This window comes from Acinetobacter sp. RF14B (assembly GCF_006864105.1).
Taxonomy (GTDB): Bacteria; Pseudomonadota; Gammaproteobacteria; order Pseudomonadales; family Moraxellaceae; genus Acinetobacter; species Acinetobacter lwoffii_C.
In genome coordinates, this window is sequence record NZ_SMTB01000019.1 from 1 (window position 1) to 20,684 (window position 20,684).

The window sequence follows — 20,684 nt, forward strand, 5'->3', positions numbered from 1 at the left end:
CCGGTGGCCGTAAACGCCGCGTCCTGCTGGCACGTGCCCTGCTAACGCAGCCAGATGTATTGTTACTCGACGAACCAACCAACCATCTGGATGTCGAGAGTATTGAATGGCTGGAAAAATTCTTGCTGGAGCAGAATAACCTGACCTTGCTGTTTATTTCACATGACCGGGCTTTTGTCGATAGCATTGCGACCCGTATTGTCGAGCTTGACCGCGGTATTTTGCGCAGCTATGAAGGCAACTATTCGCGCTATCTGGATCTAAAAGCCCAGCAATTGGAAGCTGAAGAAAAGCAAAATGCACTGTTCGAGAAAAAGCTGGCTGAAGAGGAAGCCTGGATTCGCCAGGGTATTAAAGCACGCCGTACTCGCAATGAAGGTCGTGTCCGTGCCTTAAAAGCCCTACGGGAAGAATCCAAAGCCCGTCGCTTCCAGCAAGGCAAAGCCAGCATGTCGACTCAGGAAGCGCAACGCTCAGGTAAAGTGGTGTTTGAAATTGAACATCTCAGCGTAAAATTTGGTGACAATGCCCCAATTATTAATGATTTCTCAGCACTGGTGATGCGTGGCGACCGGATTGGCCTGGTGGGCGATAACGGTGTCGGAAAAACCACCCTGATCAAAGCCATTTTGGGTCAGCTGGAACATGGAGGTACAGTAAAAACCGGCACTCAGCTAGAAATTGCCTATTTTGACCAGTTAAGAAATGTGCTGGATCTGGAAAAATCAGTCAAAGACAACGTCTCTGAAGGTTCAGACCATGTCGATGTCAATGGTAATCGCCGTCATATCTACAGTTATCTGCAAGACTTCCTGTTCTCGCCGGAACGTGCCCGCACCCCGGTAAAAGCCCTGTCTGGTGGTGAGCGTAACCGTATTCTGCTGGCCAAACTGTTGTTAAAACCATCCAACCTGATCGTGATGGACGAACCCACCAACGACCTGGATATGGTGACGCTGGAACTTCTGGAAGAAATGCTGGCCGAATACAAAGGAACCTTGCTGCTGATTTCGCATGACCGTGCCTTTATGGACAACGTGGTGACCTCGACCTGGGTCTTTGACGGAAAAGGCAATATTGATGAGTATATCGGCGGCTATCAGGATTATCTGGAACAGCGTCCGGATCAAACCGTGGTTGACCAGAAAATGGCAGTGAAAAAAGCCCAGGCGAAGGCAGAAGCCGCAGCAGCACCGGCGCCCTCTGTAGCGAAGAAAAAACTCAGCTACAAAGATCAGCGTGAACTAGAAATGTTGCCGGCTGAAATTGAAGCGCTGGAAAAAGAGCAAGCTGAGCTTTCTGAAAAACTGGCCGATGGCTCCTGGTTTGTCACCGACGCAGCAGCTGCAACCCAAGCCTCTGCACGTCTCGGCGCAATTGACGAGATCTTGCTGGAAAAAATGGAACGTTGGGATGAACTAGAAAATATGACCAAGGGTTAATTCTCCTCACAATCCACAACTAAGCATCTGTATTCGTACAGATGCTTTTTTATTGATGCACTTTTTATTTCAAAAAGCGCTTCTGCTACACTGCAAACAATTTAGCTTCCAACATCGCATTATGAGTCAAAAGCCCCAGTACCAGCCCGGTGAATTTCAATGGTCATTTTTACTGCCTCAATACTGGACCATCTGGATTGGCATTGTTTTTCTGATGATATTGGCCATTTTACCGTGGGCCATTCAGCATCGTGTGGCCACTTTTCTGGGCGGGCTGGCGTTTAACAGATTAAAATCGCGCCGTGAAACCACGGTTCGTAATCTGGAAGTGTGTTTTCCTGAATGGACACCTGAACAGATCCAAGAACATGCACGTCAGGTTTTTGTTGACCAAATGATTGGGGTATTTGAAACCCTGAATGCCTGGTACTGTCCGAAATGGTTTGAGGGCCGGGTGTCTATTCAAGGCCTGGAACATATCCAAAATGCCCAGGCAGAAGGCAAAGGGGTCTTGCTCTTAGGTACCCACTCGACTTTACTGGATGCTGGTGGCTATCTGTGTGCTCAATATTTTGAACCAGATGTGGTCTATCGTCCCCAAAACAATCCTTTGCTCGATATGCTGATTTATCGTTGCCGGGCCACCATTTATGCCCACCAGATTGACCATGATGACATGCGCGGCTTAATCCGTAATCTTAAAAATGGCCATGCTATCTGGTATAGTCCAGATCAGGATTTTGGCTTGAAACAAGGCGTCATGGCACCATTTTTTGGCACTCCCGCGGCAACAGTTACCGCCCACCGGCGCTTACTCAAAATCGCCAAAGCCGTCCCTATTCCCTTATATTTTTATCGCAGTGGCGACATTAAAGATCCGCATTACCATGTCCTGATTGAACCGGTGGTCGCTAATCTGCCCAGTGAAAATGAAGTCGATGATGCTACCCGTGTCAATCAGATTATTGAAAAGCAGCTGAGAATTGCTCCCACTCAATATATGTGGTTTCACCGTCGTTTTAAGACCCGCCCGGAAGGCTACGAATCTATTTACTAAATTCCCGATCAAATACAAATACAAAGACATTGGCATCGCAACTGCCATTTTCGTGTTTTCCCAGGTTTAGATTTGCTCTAAAAATTATTTTAATTTTCAATTGAATATAAAAGAAAAATATTTAACCCGGGTTTTACATCCTGTAAAACCCGGGTTAATGAGGTTGTGCTTTCACATGTTGGTTTTTTTGTTTTTTGATTTCCCTTTCCGCATCATCTCCATAATGATTTCATTCAGCTTCGTCTTCCTTATGAGAATATCCTTTCTCGACTCCCTGTGCTGATGAGTCCAGAATACGAGATTCCTCCCTAGCTGCCTATTCGCAAGAAGCGTCAACTGCTGTAAGCCATATCCTACACTTTTCCCATAAAACTAGGGATATTTAGCTCCCTCTTTATAAGCCACCGCCACCTCATCAGTGACAGGTTTTTCTTCTTTTTCAGCTTTTTCAATGCCTTCCGTAATTGCTTCATGTGCTTCCTGCTCATCCTCATCGGTTTGCTCCAGCTCTTCCTGTAAATGCTCAAATATCCGTCCCGTTTGTAAAACCAGATAAATCGGAAAGTGGTCTGAGCCTACATGGGCTAAACGCTCCATATGCACCAAAGCAAAATCGCGACTATGAAACACATGATCAAGTGACCAGCGTAATAAGGGATAATCCGCATGGAAAGTATTGATATAATGCCGCCCGACACGCGGATCAAGTAAGCCACTGATACGCTGGAATAAACGTGTGGTTCTGGACCACGCTACATCATTCAGGTCACCCATGACTATACAGCTTTCATCCAGATCCTTGATCTGGTCCCCGACCATTAATAATTCCGCATCGCGTAAAGTGGAATCCTTGGCTTCAGTCGGGCTGGGCGGCTTGGGATGCAAACAGTACAGCTGCACGGTCTGACCAGAATGCAAAGTCGCTGTTGTGTGAATTGAAGGAATATCATCGCTCAGAATAAATTTGACCTCAGTATTACTGAGCTTGAGCTTGCTATATAGATGCATGCCGTACAGATTATCCAACGGCACAGGCACCCGATAAGGATAATCCTGCTCAATTATAGCGAGTGCATCTTGCCAGGCCTGATCCGTTTCCAAAGTTAATACCAGATCCGGTTGCAAAGTCTGAATTTTTTCAATGAGCAGATGATATTTGGTGTTGGTGGTCAGTACATTGGAAACGATCAGGGAAATCTGGCGCTGGGGATCCAACTGATCCTGTCTGACCTGTTTCACCTGCTTTTTCCAGACAAAGGTATAAGGCAGTACCATTTTTAGCTGATAGGCCAAGGCTGCAATCAATCCGACAAAAATAAGCTGGCTCGCCCAACTCCAGGGATGATCGACCGCTAAAAACAGAATAAAAGCAATGAAGCCCAAGACCAGAATTTGCAGGCGTGGAAAGTCTGCGCCACGTATCCACCACTCATCTCGTGGAATAAGTGACCAGAAACTGAGCCAAATAACGACAATAGCGACACTCTGGATAATCCACATCATAAAAATTTACTCTGTACTAAGTTATTATTTTTTCTTAAAGAAAACTGACTTTATCAGTTTTGTATGTATCATAAAGCAGATATTTTTCTCAAGAATATTGATGTTTTGATTGTGTAGCTATTGCAGTTGAATCCCGTTTTGATACACTCGAACATCTTCTGAATTTTTTAACGCACCGAGGCAAAGTGACATGAAAGTAGGTCTGGTCGGTTGGCGCGGGATGGTCGGTTCCGTCCTTATGCAACGTATGGTTGATGAGAATGATTTTGCTCATTTTGAGCCATTCTATTTCTCCACCAGTAATGCAGGTGGTGAAGCACCTGCATTTGGCGGTAAAACTGCCCCAGCACTTATGGATGCAACAGACATTAACAGTCTGAAGCAGATGGATGTCATTATTACCTGTCAGGGTGGCGACTACACCTCTGAGGTTTTCCCGAAACTGAAAGCCGAAGGCTGGAACGGTTACTGGATTGATGCAGCATCTACCTTACGTATGGCAGATGAAGCCATCATCGTGCTTGATCCTGTCAATATGAATGTCATCAAAGACGGTCTAGTCAAGGGCACGAAAGTATTTGTGGGTGGTAACTGTACTGTTTCCCTGATGCTGATGGGCATAGGCGGTCTGTTCCAGAACAATCTGGTGGAATGGGCAACCTCAATGACCTATCAGGCTGCATCTGGTGCAGGCGCGCAGAATATGCGTGAACTGATCACCGGCATGGGTTATTTATACAATAATACCAAAGAGTTGCTGGATGACCCACGCTCACCAATTCTGGATATTGATTCTAAAATCGCAGAATTGCAACGTGGTGAAGGCTTCCCGTCTGCTAACTTCGGTGTGCCCCTGGCGGGCTCCCTGATTCCATATATCGACAAACAGTTGGAAAGCGGTCAGTCGAAAGAGGAATGGAAAGGCCAGGTAGAAACTAACAAGATTCTGGCTAACCAGCAAATTGTTCCGATTGATGGCCACTGTGTTCGTATCGGTGCTATGCGCTGTCACTCCCAGGCATTGACGATCAAGCTGAAAAAAGATGTGCCATTAAACGAAGTGGAAGACATCATCCGTCAATCAAATGACTGGGCGAAAGTTGTGCCAAATACACGTGAAGCATCAATGAGCGACCTTACCCCTGTGGCTGTCACTGGTACCTTGAGTGTTCCGGTTGGCCGTCTGCGCAAGCTAAACATGGGCAAAGAATATCTTGGCGCGTTCACTGTAGGTGACCAATTGCTGTGGGGTGCTGCTGAGCCTTTACGTCGTATGTTGCGTATTCTGCTTGACTATAAAAATGCTTAATCGCATTTAAGTCATAAATTCTAAAAGCCGGTCTTTATTGATCGGCTTTTTTGTGTAAGTATTATGTAAACATTTTACAAAAAACAAACATCCCGTTAATCTATGATTTTTCGCTATGCGATAATGACTGAGCTCACGATTAAGATGACTGTATATAACAAATTAAAACTTGCCATTTTAGCCATTATTGCTTCACAGACCAGTTATGCGATTAATGTGGATCCCGTACAAGTCCAGTCCGCACCTGGGGAGCTGCTGTATGCAGAAATGACCTTCCGACAATCTGATATCAACACCCCGCTTGAAGTCAGTCTGGCTACACCAGAAGATCTGATCGCCATGGGCGCTGTACATCAGCCACCGGGTCATCTGAATTTCTTTACTCGCCGTAATAGCAACGGAACCGGGGTCATTACCATCACCTCATCACGTCCGGTGACCGATCGTGAGCTGAATATTATTGTCAAGATCAAGGAAGGAAATGCAGCTCGTTTGCAGCATATCCGAACCTCGCTGCAGACCAAAACAGATTTATTGCAAGCCAGCCTGAAACAAAATGAGCATACGCTGTCCCCGGTTGTAGTCGCCAGCGAAAAAGATATTGCCTTGAACCTGCCGGTGAGTACCCAGCATCATCCTGCGCCGCAAAGAGCCCAAACAGCTCCTCCTGCAGAAAAATCTCTGGTAGTACAATCAACGACACCTCCACCTCTATCGAGCAGCTCGATTCCCAAAGCAATTACAATGCCTCATTCGGTTCAGCCTGAGCAGACAGTCACTGCTGAGGCGCAGAAGGTCGCAACTCAACCTGTAGTGGATTCTGATGGCCGAGCTACTCCAGCACAGGCTTTAGCACAAACAGATACTACCCAATCTCAGGTATCACTAGACCCGCTGGTCCAGAAATATCAAAAAGAGTTGGCGCAAAAACAGGCACAGGTAGCACCTACTCAAGCCAAAGCCTTGCCTAAAACAACAGCCCCTCAGGCTGCCAGCTATGTGGTGCAATCCAATGAATCGCTCTGGAGCATTGCCTCACGAATTGCTCAGGAGCAGCAACGTCCTGTACATGAAATCATGCAACAAGTGAAAGAGCGTAATGACCATGCCTTTATCGGTGGCAATGTGAATCGCCTGCGTAAAGGTGCAGCCTTGAATCTGGATGGTATTGGCACAGTGTCGGCAGTGAAAGTGGCAAAGCACAAGCAGGTTGAGGCTCCTACACGCCCTGCTGCGAAAACCAAATACCGTCTGAATGAGGCAGAAATGAGCTTGGTGGCTGAGAACCAGAACAATTCCAGCCATGTTTCTGCAAATCAGAACACAGAACAACAGCAAACTTCAAAAGAGTTGTCATTAAAAGTTATGACAGCCCGAGAAAAAACCGTTAAATTACAGAGAAACGTAACTGAATTAGAATTGGCTCTCAATCAGAAGGATCACAAAATTCAATTATTAAATGCCCGTCTTGCTCAACTGCAACAACAGCTGAAAGCACAACAGGTAGATAAGAAGCCAACTCATTAAAAAGTTATACATGAAGATTTATTTGGAATAGGCGAACACCAACGTTCTTCTATTCTTTAAGGGGTAACAACATGCTGATTTATGTGATTCCATTAGTAATATTGATCATTGTTTTGCTGGTTTTCAAAAAACGGCAAGATGCTCAGGCAGTAGATCAGGCAAAAACCAAAACGGTGAAGGCAAAGAAGCCAGCTACAGCTTCTAAAGTTACCCCGCAAAAAACCAAGGTGGTAGAGCCAGTAACCGCGAAAAAGACGGTTACACCGCTCTCTGACGATACCCGTAAAAAGATTGAAACCCTGATTCAGGAACGGAATTTCTTTTCAGCTGAAGCTAATATTAATCAGGCTTTAAATCGGGATAACTCTCAACATGAACTGTATTTACTGTTGCTTGATATTCATATCTTGCAAAAAGATGAATTTGCGATCTCTCAACTGATTAACCATATTCGCTCTTTAGAGCTGGATGATATTTTAACCCAAGCTGAAGCTAAGCAAAGTGAATATGCAAAAGCAGCAAATGCTGTTCAAGAAACTATTGATTTTCAAAGCGTACAGCCACAAACTGTGACAGCACAGGATAATGCAGCGGCTCAAAGTGCCTTTGATAGTCTGGTTGCTCCAACACCCTCTAATGAGCAGGCATTTGAACAGTTACAGCAGGAATTACAGCCAGGTAAACCGGCCGTCGCTCCTGAACCTGTACCCGACATCCAACCTCTGGAATTTAACTTTGAACCTGCTATTGCTGCGGCTAAAACCCTGCCAGTAGAAGACACATCTGCACCAGCAGCCAATAGCTTAGATTTTAACTTTCAAGATGCGGCTCCAGTTGAAGATATTAAGAGCACACCAGAAGCAGCAAGCGAACCAGCACCCGGTCTGGACTTTAAATTGGAGCTTGAACCTGCGGCAAATGTAGAGCCGACAGTGGTTACGCCATCGAATGAAGAGATTCAACCTTTAGATTTCTCTTTCTCATTGGATACACCTGCGACAGAAGCTGAAAAAACCACTGAACCGCAGGTTGAATTTGACCTGTCAAATCTGACGACTCCTGTTGCAAGCGAAGTACCTGCGGAAACCTCTGGGCTGGACTTTAAATTCGATAACCCTGAACCTGAAAAGCCAGTACCGGCTGCGACAGTAGTTAATTTTGAAATTCCTGCTCCTCCTGCTCCAGTAGCAACAGATCAAGGTGATCCACTGGTACAATCGTTTCCGGAATTAAGTGAGGTGAATGAAGCCGAGTTGAACCTCGAACTTGCCGAACAATATATTCAATTAGGCGCTTATGCAGCCGCACGTGAAGTCATTGCAGAATCTGAAAATGAATACAGTCCTGAACAGCAGCAGCAGGCTGAGCAGTTACTGAATAGAATCGCTTCTTAAAATATTTCGATTTACACTAAAGCAGTCAGATTTGGCTGCTTTTTTTATGATGAAAAATAATATTGCATTAATTTATATGGGCGGTACTTTCGGATGTGTGGGCGATCCGCTTGCTCCCATGTCGGCTGAGCTTTTCCTGCCTAAGCTTGAGCATCTACTGCATCAGGACTATGCCGTACAATGCTATCGTGCACCCGTCATTAAAGACAGTAGTGCCTGTACAGCCGCAGACTGGCTGCAACTGGTACAGTTCATTCAAGAGCTGCAATTACAGGAAATCCGGTATTTTATCATCATTCATGGCACAGACACGCTCAGTTATGCCAGTGCTGTGCTGGCCCATTGTCTGGCCCAGTCCGCGCATGTGATATTGACCGGCAGCCAGTATCCCCTGCTCAATGTTCAGGGAGATGCGATCCGCGAATTTAGTGATGCTTTAGACAACCTGAGATTTGCCTTAGAGTCAGTGCTTCAGTCCCCCCCGGGAGTTTATCTGGCCTTTCACCAACAACTGCTGCACGCGCAAACGGCATTCAAGCAACATACCACCGAACTGAATGCGTTTGCCGGCTTAAAGTCGCATATCCCCCTTCAGCCTTCACAGCAAGTGTATCGGGTTACCCTTCAGGATATTGAAAAAGCTGTCGGCTTTAACTGCATGAGCATCATGATGCAGCCGATTGATTTAAGTCAGCAGTTAGCTAATCTGCATAACCTTCTGCAACGGCCTCCGCATTTTCTGTTTCTGCAGGGCTTTGGAACAGGCAACCTGGCCATAAACCAGGCTCTGGTGGTGCTTATTGATCAACTTTATGCACAAGGCTGTATTTCGGTACTCACCACCCAGGTCCCATTTGGCGCAACCGACCAGCGCTATGCCATTGCCGAATGGGTTCATGAATGCCAGATTTTACTCAATGACAGTTATGGACATGCCGATCTGTATGCAAAAGCCCTGAAAATGTATTTACAATACGAGACTGTAGAACAATGGCATCGCCATTGGTACGATTAGTCAGGGTTTGAGGTCTATATGCAACGTTTTGCAGTCGGGATTGAGTTTTCTGGAGCCAACTATCGGGGGTGGCAAACGCAGCAGCCGGGCGTAGCTAGTGTGCAGGAAACTATTGAAAAAGTACTCTCGAAAGTCGCCAATGAACCTGTCACTTTGCATGGTGCGGGTCGCACAGATGCCGGAGTACATGCCACAAATCTGGTTGCGCATTTTGATAGCTGTGCAATACGCTCTCTTCATGGCTGGCTACGTGGCTGTAACAGCCAGCTTCCAAAAGATATTTCGATCCAGTGGATCAAAGAAATGGATCAAAATTTTCATGCGCGCTTTAAGGCCCAAGCCCGCCGTTATCGTTATATTGTCTACAATCATCCCGTACGTCCCGCCTTGCTGCATAAGCAGGTGACCCATATTTACGATGCGCTGGATGTAGACAAGATGGTACAGGCTGCAACGAAGTTTGAAGGCACGCATAATTTTGAAAGCTTTCGTGCCGCCGCCTGTCAATCCAGGCAGCCAGTCCGCCATGTCAGTCATTGCCGTCTGATCCGGCATGGTCTTTATCTGGTCCTTGATATTCAGGCCGATGGCTTCCTGCACCATATGGTGCGTAATATCATGGGCTGTTTACTGGAAATTGGTCAGGGCATGTATGATATTGACCATATTGATAGCATTTTCGCAGCTGAAGACCGTAAAGCTGCTGGGATTACCGCTGCCCCGGACGGTCTATACTTTATCCAGGCTGAATATCCGCAACAATTTGATTTGCCCCAGGTTTCTTTAGGGCCGCATTGGCTTAACCTGCCAGAATAATCTTAAAAATTTTGACCTTCCCTAATCCTTCCTATCAGCAACTGCATGCCGACCAAAATAAAGGAATAAAAATTCCTCATGTTAGGAGGGACTTAGGGAGGTAACTTAACGCTGTTTGCGCTTGCGATATTCTACTGGGGTCTCATTGGTCCAGCGTTTAAAAGCCCGATAGAATGTACTCGGCTCTGAAAATCCGGTCAGATAGACAATCCGTTCAACACTCTCATTAGTGCCAGCGAGCAAACGTTTGGCTAGACGACAGCGATAATCTGAAAGAATCTGCTGAAAGCTGGTATTGGCTTCACTGAGCTGGGTTCGCAAACGGCGTGGCGTAATATTCAGCTGTGCTGCCACGGTTTCCAAAGTGGTTTCGCCACTTTCCAAGGTAGAGCCAATCGCACGGCGTACTTCTCCCACCAGATCATAGCGTGCCAGTTCCTGCAACTTTTCAATTGCTAACTGCTCATGCAACTGTAACAGTTCCGGTTCTGCCTGCCACAGTGGATAATCGAGAATACTGGGATCAAAATATAATCGGGTTTCTTTTTGTCCTAGGCTGACCGGACATTCATAAACACGGAAATATTCATCATCGGTTGCTCCTCTGGAAAAGTTAAAGTCGATATAAATCGGTTCAAAGCGTCCTTCTGTAATAAATTTAAAGAAGCGCAGCACGCCTGACATCGCACATTCGGTAAAATGCCGGTTAACCAGACTTTCTGGAAAACGCTGTTCTCCATTACTCAGATAGCAGCGATCATCCTCAATGACCAGTTTAGCATCAAAGGCATCACTGATCAGACGCTGATAGGCCAGTGCCCGCTTAAGCCCTTCGCCAAAGTTTTCAGAAGAGATAAACAGATGTTCAATCACTTGCCCTCGATAAAGCGGTAAATGCTCCCCCAGATGTAAGCCGATATCTGGATCCTTACTGACTTCTTCTGCGGCAACCCAGAAGGCATACTGAGCACTTAATGGAGTACGATCATTGGCCTCCACCTGATTTAAAGCCACTCCGGCTTTGCTCAGAAGCTCTTCTGTAGGTAACCCTGCACGACGAATTGCCTGATAACCTAAACGCAATACGACGGATGCATCCGTTAGCTGACTCACTCAAAAACCTTCCTTGTATGTACTTCATTTATACTTAAAAAGATTAAAATTAGATTAACTGCGATTGACCAAACTGACAACACAAACTCGCATTTTTTTAGTTAAAACTTTTGTACACCGCTTTGCTTGTTTTACTGACAGATGATCAGTCTACCGCCCGTTTCATCTTGCTTTTCGCAAAAAAATTGCCTATAATTTGCGCCTTTCCAATTTATTCATTCAGGTAGGCTATGGCCAATAAAGAGGAACTCATCGAGTTCGAAGGCGTTGTCACCGAGACGCTTCCTAATACTATGTTCCGTGTACGTTTAGAGAACGGTCACGAAGTGATTGCCCACATTTCAGGTAAAATGCGTAAACACTATATTCGTATTTTGACTGGCGATAGTGTGAAGGTAGAAATGACTCCTTATGATTTGACTAAGGGTCGTATCACTTATCGTGCACGCTAAGTTTGAGCGGAAGCAAAAAGCCACTTTTTAGTGGCTTTTTTTGTCCCTGATGACTTTTTTATACCCGATATATCTGAAAAATTTTGCCGAATCTGTAGAGCACTTCACTATTTTCTATTAAATCATCATCAACTTAAAAACTATAAAACCAATAGTTGGCCCTGATTGCTCTAAAGCCAGCTCAGCATTTGCCTAAACGCCAGATGATGCAATTGGCCGTCTGCCAAATTACAACAATACCGCTTCCCAACTTTACTATAATTTTCATATCGCCCTGATGGGAGTGAAATTATGTTATTTGCTTATCCAAAGGCAGCCAGCTCGCTTGGCTTATTCACTGCTCTGCTATTCTCCTTGAGCGCCTGCACTTCTCCTCTCAGCAGCTCTCAAATAGATCGGGAAGCTTATCTACAGAGCCTTATTGGGCAAAGTAGCGAGCAGATTGACCAGAATCTGGACTTGAAGCGTTTAGGCTATCAGCAGATCAGCGGGCCGCATCTGAGCGGGCAACAACTCAGCTATATTGTACAGCGTCCCCTCACTATTCCTTTACCCATTGCCCAGTTTCCAGCAGCAGGCACAGGCGCTGTCCCAATACCGACCAATATCAGCCCTGTGACTGGTTATGATGTCAATCTGCAATGCAAGATCAGCTTTCTGCTTAAAAACAATATTGCCACTGCAGTTCGTACTACTGGCCGCACCTGCTGACAGGTTAAATCTGAGTACATAAAAAACGCAGCTCAAGCTGCGTTTTTTCACCCTATCTGATTTAGTTCAAGGCAGCGACGACAGCCTGGCCCATTTCCACTGTACCCACTTTCTGCATGCCTTCAGACATGATATCAGTCGTACGCAGACCTTGATCCAGTACATTACCAACTGCATCTTCAATGGCTTTTGCCGCCTCTTCTGCACGGAAGGTGTACCGTAGCATCATCGCCACAGACAGAATAGTCGCTAAGGGGTTAGCAATATTCTGACCCGCAATATCAGGCGCCGAACCATGACAAGGCTCATACATGCCTTTGCCGTTTTCATCCAAGGATGCCGATGGCAACATACCGATTGAACCGGTCAGCATCGCGGCTTCATCAGACAGGATGTCACCAAACAGGTTCCCGGTCACGATCACATCAAACTGTTTTGGCGCACGTACCAGTTGCATGGCGGCATTATCGACATACATATGTGAAAGGTTGATATTTGGATAGTGTTCTTCTTTCAATGCCGTGACAGTTTGCTTCCAAAGCTCGGTGACTTCCAGCACGTTGGCTTTATCTACCGAACACACTTTACCGCCACGTAAACTGGCCATTTCAAATGCAACTTTGGCAATACGCTTGATTTCAGATTCTGAATAGACATCAGTGTTATAACCCTGCTTCTCGCCATTTTCCAATTCACGGATACCACGTGGCTGACCGAAGTAAATACCACCTGTTAATTCGCGTACGATCAGAATATCCAGACCTGCCACAATCTCAGGCTTTAAACTTGAAGCATCAGCCAGTTGCGGATAAAGAATCGCTGGACGCAGGTTGGCAAATAAATTCAGTTCACTGCGTAATTTTAACAGGCCACGTTCAGGACGGATCGAGCGTTCAATGTTATCCCATTGAGGACCACCCACTGCACCCAGCAAAATCGCATCGGCTTTTTTGGCCTGCTCAGAGGTTACTTCCGGATAAGGCGAACCATGCGCATCAATCGCAGCACCACCGAGTAAGCCCTGTTCCCATGTTAAACCCAGATTAAATTTTTCATTAACTCGTGTCAGCACCTGCTCTGCGGCTTTTACGATTTCAGGACCAATACCGTCACCAGCTAAAATCAAAATTTGTTTAGACATGAGATTTTCCATTTATAGGGTCAGGCAGGTGCCTGAGGGGTTAAATTTTTCTTTCTACAAACTCTGCAATCCCGGTGACTGCGTTATAAGGTTTGCAAAAACGACGAATGGTTTTCTGCTCCTGTAGTAAATCCACACAAAGCGGATCTGGTGCAGAGGCATTTAATAAACTTTTATTGTGTGCTTTACGCTCACGATACATTTTAAAGGTATAGTTCTGGTTGGCCTTGAAACGCTGGAACAGGTGTAGGGTTTCGGCCTTATCCTTGCTAATCGGATAAAAACGTACCACCAGTTCATGCTGTCCTGCAGGTACCGATAAATAAATCGGGTTCGCCTGCTTCAGATTTTCGGCCTGCAAGCGCACCAGATTCTGCTTCATCGCTTCGGCACTGATTCGGCCATTGCCGGCATGGACAATCGGGGTTTCATTCCAACGCTCAAACTGACAGTCCGATGTTCCAGCACAGTAAATCCGGGCATGGGATGGATTTGGCGTATTATCCTGTCCATGCTTGAGTTTCAGGGTATCGATACTTTGACACGCGCCCAACAGCATCGATACTGCAGTTAAAGCAAGCCACTGTTTCCAATCATTTGCCATAAGATCTGTCTTACCCATCAAAAAACTCAATAATCTTTTGATATTAGCAAGGGTCAAGCAGTCATGCCATGATAATTTTTACTGTTTTATGGCTGAATTTCAGCAAATACCCATGGGCGTGATTGCTTGGTTTTTTCTTCATAGGCACGAATATCATCTGCTGCCTGTAAAGTTAAACCAATATCATCCAAACCATTCAACAAACAATGCTTGCGGAATGGATCAACTTCAAATTTAAAAGCCTCACCCGCTGGGGTACGAACTTCCTGCGCTTCCAGATCAATGGTCAACCGATAACCTTCGCTCGCCGCACATTCTTTAAATAATTGATCTACAATTTCTTCAGACAAAATGACCGGCAACATGCCATTTTTAAAGCTGTTATTAAAGAAAATATCAGCATAGCTTGGTGCAATCACGGTGCGGAAGCCATACTCTTCCAAAGCCCAGGGTGCATGTTCACGACTTGAACCACACCCAAAGTTAGCCCGAGAAATTAAGATCGTTGCACTTTGATAACGCGGCTGGTTCAACACAAAATCTGGATTGATAGGACGTTTTGAATTGTCTTGACCCGGATAGCCTTCATCCAGATAACGTAATTCATCAAATAAGTTATCGCCAAAACCTGTACGTTTGATCGATTTCAAAAACTGCTTTGGAATGATTAAATCGGTATCCACATTGGCACGGTCTAATGGTGCAACGATACCCTGTTCAACGGTATATTTTTTCATGATTATTTCCCAATGAATCCGTAACCTCTCCCTCATCCTCTCCCCACCTAAGGGGGTATTCCTTCTCCCTCAGGGAAGGTTGGAATGAGGTCTTAAATTAGAATGAACGCACATCCACAAAGTGACCGGCAATGGCGGCAGCAGCGGCCATCGCTGGACTCACCAGATGAGTACGACCGCCATTGCCCTGACGACCTTCGAAGTTACGGTTAGAGGTGGACGCACAATGTTCACCCGGTTGCAATTTGTCAGCATTCATTGCCAAACACATTGAACACCCCGGTTCGCGCCATTCAAAGCCCGCTTCAATCAAGATTTTGTCCAAACCTTCAGCTTCAGCTTGGGCTTTGACCAAACCAGAACCTGGAACCACCATGGCCTGTTTAATGCTACTGGCCACTTTTTTGCCTTTCGCAACTTCAGCGGCTGCACGAATGTCTTCAATACGCGAGTTGGTACAAGAACCAATAAACACACGGTCTAATTGAATGTCCGCCAAGGCTTGACCTGCGGTTAAACCCATATAGTTATATGCACGGGTCCAGTCATTGCGTTGCACCTCATCTCTGGCCTGTTCCAACGTTGGAACAGCAGCAGACACAGGAATCACCATCTCAGGAGAAGTTCCCCATGATACTTGTGGTTCAATCTCTTCGCCTTGTAACACGACTACTGTGTCAAAGTGCGCACCTTCATCAGAATGCAAGGTATTCCAATACGCAACTGCAGCCTCCCACTGTTCGCCTTTCGGTGCATAAGGACGGCCTTTCACATATTCAATCGTTTTGTCATCGACAGCCACCATACCCACACGCGCCCCGCCTTCAATGGCCATGTTACAGACTGTCATACGACCTTCCATGGACATATCACGGAACACTTGACCGCCAAACTCAATCGCGTGACCCGTACCGCCCGCGGTCCCAATTTTACCAATAATGGCCAAGACCACGTCTTTCGGAGTAACGCCCTGACCCAACTTGCCGTCCACGCGGACCAGCATGTTCTTCATTTTCTTTTGAACCAAGCACTGGGTAGCCAATACATGTTCAACTTCTGAAGTTCCAATGCCATGAGCCAAACAGCCGAATGCGCCATGTGTTGCAGTATGCGAGTCACCACAGACCACCGTCATTCCCGGCAAGGTCAATCCCTGTTCTGGACCGACAACGTGGGCAATCCCCTGGCGAATATCGTTAATATCAAATTGCACCACATTAAAGGTCTTACAGTTATCATCCAAGGTTTGGACCTGAATGCGTGAAGTATCATCTTCAATCCCGGCAATTCCTTCAGAACGCTCTTTGGTTGAGGTCGGAACGTTATGGTCAGGAGTCGCCACGTTGGCACTTAAACGCCAAGGTTTACGGCCCGCAAGCTGCAAGCCTTCAAATGCCTGTGGAGAAGTCACTTCATGCAATAAATGGCGGTCGATATACAGTAATGCAGAGCCATCATCTCGTTGTTTTACTAAATGGTCATCCCACAATTTGTCATACAAAGTCTTTGCTTTTTGGTTGTCGCCTGCCATGTCGATGTGCTCCACTGGACTGGGTAATTCTTTCATTGATATTGATTATAACCACGTTTTTACATAAATCTAATTTATCGTTTTTATTAATTAAAAAACCTTTTGGAATATTTTAAACCTGTTTTACTCAGCGCCTGATCTGCTTGAACGCAAAGATTTTAAGTAGGTTTTCAGGAGTTTCACTGCCTTTATACTCTCATCCTCCCCTTAGTTTGCTTTCTATTTTCCGTATGGATTTAGCTGTTTTCTACTCCCTTCATTTTCTATAAGAACCATCATTCAATAAACCAATAATCATCAATCAGAATTTCTTTTTTACTTTTTAAATGATAATAATTATCATTTAATGAATTCCAATCTTTAGTGGTGATCGTTATGGCTCGCATTCAACATTTTATCCACAGCAACCAGCGTATTTTCAAAAAGACCTTAAGTTATTACCTCATGCACATTACGGTCGCCATGCTCGTTACTTATGGGGTCACCGGTAATGTATGGATGGCGATCACTCTCAGCTTACTTGAACCGACTGTGCAAGCCTTTGCTTTCTTCTTTCATGAACAGATATGGAATCGAAAAGGCCAGAAACAGGCACCCACGCAAGACATTAAAGCTTAAGCCTAGTCCAGAGTAGTTCTGAGCTGGAGGTGCCAATCGCCACCACTATTGCAATAACGGTCACAACGACTCGTGGCAAATGCTGAATTGTGACAACGTTCATGGAGAGCATCTACTAAAGAAGATCAATTGCTCCTCGATACCTTTGATTGCTCCTCGATACCTTTGAAAGTTCAGCCGGATCATCTCAAAAATCATCTCTCTGCGAAATACAAAGCAGTGGATGGATGCACAGGCAGATGTCTCTTATCGAGAGGATTAGATGAATCTTGCAGACGTGTCCCAATGCGCTGAGAAAAACTTTATTTATTAAAAAACATTCAAATATGAACAAGCTGGCCAATTAATTTTAAATTTACATAATTTCACTTTGATTTATTCCCAAATAATTACAATAATAAAATTAAGTATGAAAATTCTTTATAGGTAATCAAAATGAATCTCGCAGCCTTTGAAGCCTTTGTAAAAGTTATGGAAACCGGCTCAATTTCCCTAGCTGCAGATCAGCTTTTTATTACCCAGCCTGCCGTGACCAAACGTATTCATAGTCTGGAAGACTATTTTGGGGTCAAGCTGTTTGAGTCTGCTGGCCGCGGCGTACAGGCCACCCATGCCGCCCATTCACTGCTGCCTAAAGTCAAAAACTGGCTGAACGAGCTAGGGGATATTCATTATACCCTGAGCCATGAACAGGGTCAGATACAGGGAAAATTAAAGATTGGCACCAGCCATCATATTGGCCTGCATCATCTACCCAGCCATTTACGTAACTATGTGCAGCAGTATCCGGATGTCACTCTGGATGTACATTTTGTCGATTCTGAACAGGCGCATGAACAGGTGATTGCCGGTGACCTGGAGCTGGCATTTCTCACCTTGCCGCCGCGTGGCAATGAACGCCTGAACTATGTCACCATCTGGAATGATCCTCTGGTTTTTGTGGCAGCCCCGTTTCATCCTCTGGCCCAGCAAAAAAAACTGAGTCTGGAGGATTTACTCAATTACCCAAGCCTGTTGCCCTCTTCACAGACCTATACCTCGCAGATCACGCTGGCCGAGTTTGAAAAACGCGGTATCAAACCTAAAGTTACCATGAGCAACAACCCACTGGAATCGATCCGCATGCTGGTATCCATCGGGCTGGGCTGGTCAGTTTTACCCAAAACCCTGGTCAATCATGATTTGCAGCAACTGGATATTAATCTGCAAATGAACCGCAGTCTGGGCATGGTCTGGCATCCGGGCCGAACCCAGTCCAAAGCGGCGGAAGCCCTGGTACAACTGATGCAAAATCCTGCGCTCTAAATCTGACTCTGCTCTGCTGCATTTATGCCGATGCAGCATTTTGTTACCGAATACCTCGCATCTCATGATGGCTTTAGAGTACTTTTAAGATAAACAAATTCATTTAATACAATGAATACTTAAAATGTATTTGAAGGGACGGACCGGATGCAGCTTCATTCTTATTCCAAAACCTTATCTGCTACGGCACAAGACAGAACTGATGAGGCTGAGCTGTGGCAGTCTCTCAGGCCCAGCCTCAAACCTACGCCGCATCTTGACTTTAAAGATGAGTACAGCGCGCGCAAGGTCTTGCGTGAGTATTTTCTGAATACTTTCGATACCTATGAGCAGTTATTTGACTGTCTAAAAAATGATGAAGCCTATTATCATAAACCCATCTCTTTACGCCATCCGCTGATTTTTTATTTTGGTCATACGGCGACTTTTTTCATTAATAAATTATTATTGGCCAAACTTGTCCAGGAACGCCTGAATCCACACTTTGAAAGTCTCTTCGCTATTGGGGTCGATGAAATGAGCTGGGATGATCTGGATGAGCAGAATTATGACTGGCCCAGTGTGCAGGCCGTTCGTGATTACCGGCATCAGGTTCGCGCCCTGATCCTGAATATTCTGGAGCATGCGCCCTTAGCGCTTCCCCTGAACTGGCAACATCCCTGGTGGACCATCATCATGGCGATTGAGCATGAGCGTATTCATCTGGAAACCTCATCAGTGCTGATTCGCCAGCATCAATTACACTATGTGCAAAATCATCCGTTGTGGCGTGCCAATGTGATCACCGGCATTGCTCCCGAAAACCGCCTGCTGGCCGTTCCTGCTGGACCGGTCATTTTAGATAAAGATTTTCACAGCCCCTTTTATGGCTGGGACAATGAATATGGCCATCATCATGCCGACATTCCAGCCTTTGAGGCGGCGCAATATCTGGTGTCGAATCAGGAATTCTTAGAGTTTGTCGAAGCAGACGGCTATCAACATCCCGATTACTGGAGTGAAGAAGGACAGCAATGGTTAGAGTTTTCTCAGGCGACCCATCCCACCTTTTGGGTCAAGACTGAACTTGGCTGGTCCCTGCGGCTGATGCTGGAAGAGGTTCCCATGCCTTGGGACTGGCCGGTAGAGGTAAATTATCATGAAGCCAAAGCTTTCTGTCAGTGGAAATCGCAGCAGCTCGATCAGCCGATTCGTCTGCCCAGCGAGGATGAATGGTATCGGCTCTATACTGTGTCGGGTCTGAACCCGACTCTACCGAGTCCGGCACAGGCCAATATCGAACTGAAATATGCACCGCACTCCTGCCCGGTTGATCAGTTTCAGCAGGGCGATTTTTATGATGTTCAGGGCAACGTCTGGCAATGGACCGAAACTGCCATTTATCCGTTTGAAGGCTTTCAGGTACATCCTTTTTATGATGATTTTAGTACCCCTACTTTTGATGGCCAGCATCACCTGATTAAAGGCGGCTCCTGGATTTCAGCCGGAAATGAGGCCTTACACAGTTCACGTTATGCCTTTAGACGGCATTTTTTCCAGCATGCCGGTTTTCGTTATGTGGCAGCCGCGGATGCCTTACCACAATTCCAGTCGCAGTATGAAAGTGATCAGCTGGTCTCGCAATATCTGGAATTCCAGTATGGCGCTGATTATTTCAATGTTTCCAATTTTGCCCAGACGCTGGTCAATCTGGCGCGTCCTTATTTCCAAGCCACGCCCTGCCACAAAGCACTTGATGTCGGCTGTGCCACCGGACGTGCCAGCTTTGAACTGGCATGTGATTTTGATCAGGTCACCGGGCTGGACTTTTCCGCACGGTTTATCCAGATGGGAGTAAAACTGATTCAGGAAGATCGCCTGCACTACCGCATTCCAGTCGAAGGTGACCTGATGCAGGATAAAAGCTTTAGCTTAAAGGAACTAGGACTGGCGCAGCACAAATCCAGAGTTGAATTCTTCCAGGCCGATGCCTGTAATCTGAAACCGCATTTTAAAGAATATGATTTTATTCTGGCTGCCAATCTGCTGGACCGCCTGCATCATCCCAAAGCCTTCCTGAAGGAGATTTATAAACGCCTGAATATTGGTGGAATCCTGATGCTGAGTTCGCCCTATACCTGGATGGAAGACCATACGGCGCACAGTGAATGGCTGGGCGGTTTTGTACAAGATGGAAAAGCCTTAACCACATTCGAAGGAATTTCGGCGCTTCTCAACGAACATTTCGAGCTGCTGGCTGAACCGCAGGATGTGCCCTTTGTCATTCGTGAAACTGCACGTAAATATCAGCATAGTCTGGCGCAGCTCACGATCTGGAAACGCACTCATTAATCTAGTCCAAGACCAGGAATTTTTAGTAAAAATTAAAAAAGAGGAAGATACCAGGTCTTCCTCTTTTTTCTTTCTAAG

General features: G+C 45.8%; 18 protein-coding genes. 12 read left to right on the forward strand and 6 right to left on the reverse strand.

Annotation, left to right across the window (positions count from 1 at the left end; translation table 11 throughout):
* Nucleotides 1–1,442: ATP-binding cassette domain-containing protein (locus E2K52_RS04700; RefSeq protein WP_151204003.1), on the forward strand; the 1,442-nt coding region annotated here is incomplete at its 5' end.
* A 121-nt stretch (nt 1,443–1,563) separates the two neighbouring features.
* Nucleotides 1,564–2,499: a lauroyl acyltransferase gene (locus E2K52_RS04705; protein ID WP_151204004.1), complete on the forward strand. Its 936-nt coding sequence runs from the start codon at nt 1,564–1,566 to the stop codon at nt 2,497–2,499.
* Nucleotides 2,500–2,871: 372 nt separating this feature from the next.
* Here E2K52_RS04705 and E2K52_RS04710 read toward each other — a convergent pair whose 3' ends face one another.
* Complete coding sequence (locus E2K52_RS04710) at nt 2,872–4,002, reverse strand: endonuclease/exonuclease/phosphatase family protein (RefSeq protein WP_151204005.1); 1,131 nt, start codon at nt 4,000–4,002, stop codon at nt 2,872–2,874.
* Between the two features lie 190 nt (nt 4,003–4,192).
* Between E2K52_RS04710 and asd the strand changes: the two genes are divergently transcribed.
* The 5 genes from asd to truA all read left to right on the forward strand — a co-directional run bounded on the left by asd (nt 4,193) and on the right by truA (nt 10,063).
* The gene (gene asd, locus E2K52_RS04715) at nt 4,193–5,311 is read left to right on the forward strand and encodes an aspartate-semialdehyde dehydrogenase (RefSeq protein WP_151204006.1); all 1,119 of its coding nucleotides are present in this window, start codon (nt 4,193–4,195) and stop codon (nt 5,309–5,311) included.
* A 123-nt stretch (nt 5,312–5,434) separates the two neighbouring features.
* Nucleotides 5,435–6,838: a hypothetical protein gene (locus E2K52_RS04720; RefSeq protein WP_171478807.1), complete on the forward strand. Its 1,404-nt coding sequence runs from the start codon at nt 5,435–5,437 to the stop codon at nt 6,836–6,838.
* A 71-nt stretch (nt 6,839–6,909) separates the two neighbouring features.
* The gene (locus E2K52_RS04725; protein ID WP_151204008.1) at nt 6,910–8,232 is read left to right on the forward strand and encodes a fimbrial protein FimV; all 1,323 of its coding nucleotides are present in this window, start codon (nt 6,910–6,912) and stop codon (nt 8,230–8,232) included.
* Nucleotides 8,233–8,281: 49 nt separating this feature from the next.
* The gene (locus tag E2K52_RS04730; protein ID WP_151204029.1) at nt 8,282–9,247 is read left to right on the forward strand and encodes an asparaginase domain-containing protein; all 966 of its coding nucleotides are present in this window, start codon (nt 8,282–8,284) and stop codon (nt 9,245–9,247) included.
* A gap of 18 nt (nt 9,248–9,265) precedes the next feature.
* A complete protein-coding gene (gene truA, locus E2K52_RS04735; RefSeq protein WP_151204009.1) occupies nt 9,266–10,063 on the forward strand; it encodes a tRNA pseudouridine(38-40) synthase TruA in 798 nt (265 codons plus the stop codon).
* Nucleotides 10,064–10,168: 105 nt separating this feature from the next.
* Here truA and E2K52_RS04740 read toward each other — a convergent pair whose 3' ends face one another.
* On the reverse strand, nt 10,169–11,176 hold the full coding sequence (locus tag E2K52_RS04740) for an AraC family transcriptional regulator (RefSeq protein WP_151204010.1): 1,008 nt from the start codon (nt 11,174–11,176) through the stop codon (nt 10,169–10,171).
* A 230-nt stretch (nt 11,177–11,406) separates the two neighbouring features.
* On the opposite strand from E2K52_RS04740, the gene infA reads away from it, so the two are divergent.
* Both infA and E2K52_RS04750 read left to right on the forward strand, forming a co-directional pair.
* Nucleotides 11,407–11,628 carry a translation initiation factor IF-1 gene (gene infA, locus E2K52_RS04745; RefSeq protein WP_001284370.1) on the forward strand — a complete coding sequence of 74 codons (222 nt, stop codon included), beginning with the start codon at nt 11,407–11,409 and terminating at the stop codon, nt 11,626–11,628.
* Nucleotides 11,629–11,919: 291 nt separating this feature from the next.
* Nucleotides 11,920–12,339, forward strand: a complete 420-nt coding sequence (locus E2K52_RS04750) for a hypothetical protein (protein ID WP_151204011.1) — start codon at nt 11,920–11,922, stop codon at nt 12,337–12,339.
* Between the two features lie 61 nt (nt 12,340–12,400).
* Here the strand turns inward: E2K52_RS04750 and leuB are convergent, their stop codons facing one another.
* The 4 genes from leuB to leuC all read right to left on the reverse strand — a co-directional run bounded on the left by leuB (nt 12,401) and on the right by leuC (nt 16,352).
* Complete coding sequence (gene leuB, locus E2K52_RS04755; RefSeq protein ID WP_151204012.1) at nt 12,401–13,480, reverse strand: 3-isopropylmalate dehydrogenase; 1,080 nt, start codon at nt 13,478–13,480, stop codon at nt 12,401–12,403.
* 40 nt (nt 13,481–13,520) lie between these two features.
* Complete coding sequence (locus E2K52_RS04760) at nt 13,521–14,084, reverse strand: hypothetical protein (protein WP_151204013.1); 564 nt, start codon at nt 14,082–14,084, stop codon at nt 13,521–13,523.
* 86 nt (nt 14,085–14,170) lie between these two features.
* Nucleotides 14,171–14,821, reverse strand: a complete 651-nt coding sequence (gene leuD, locus E2K52_RS04765; protein ID WP_151204014.1) for a 3-isopropylmalate dehydratase small subunit — start codon at nt 14,819–14,821, stop codon at nt 14,171–14,173.
* Between the two features lie 97 nt (nt 14,822–14,918).
* Nucleotides 14,919–16,352 (reverse strand): 3-isopropylmalate dehydratase large subunit, encoded by a 1,434-nt coding sequence (gene leuC / locus E2K52_RS04770; protein WP_151204030.1) that lies wholly within the window; start codon nt 16,350–16,352, stop codon nt 14,919–14,921.
* 369 nt (nt 16,353–16,721) lie between these two features.
* Between leuC and E2K52_RS04775 the strand changes: the two genes are divergently transcribed.
* The 3 genes from E2K52_RS04775 (at nt 16,722) to ovoA (ending at nt 20,606) form a co-directional block, all read left to right on the forward strand.
* The gene (locus E2K52_RS04775) at nt 16,722–16,970 is read left to right on the forward strand and encodes a DUF2061 domain-containing protein (protein WP_171478808.1); all 249 of its coding nucleotides are present in this window, start codon (nt 16,722–16,724) and stop codon (nt 16,968–16,970) included.
* A gap of 435 nt (nt 16,971–17,405) precedes the next feature.
* Nucleotides 17,406–18,275, forward strand: coding sequence for a LysR family transcriptional regulator (locus tag E2K52_RS04780; protein WP_151204016.1), 870 nt, complete (start codon nt 17,406–17,408; stop codon nt 18,273–18,275).
* A gap of 147 nt (nt 18,276–18,422) precedes the next feature.
* Nucleotides 18,423–20,606, forward strand: a complete 2,184-nt coding sequence (ovoA, locus tag E2K52_RS04785; protein WP_151204017.1) for a 5-histidylcysteine sulfoxide synthase — start codon at nt 18,423–18,425, stop codon at nt 20,604–20,606.
* Nucleotides 20,607–20,684 lie beyond the last annotated feature (78 nt).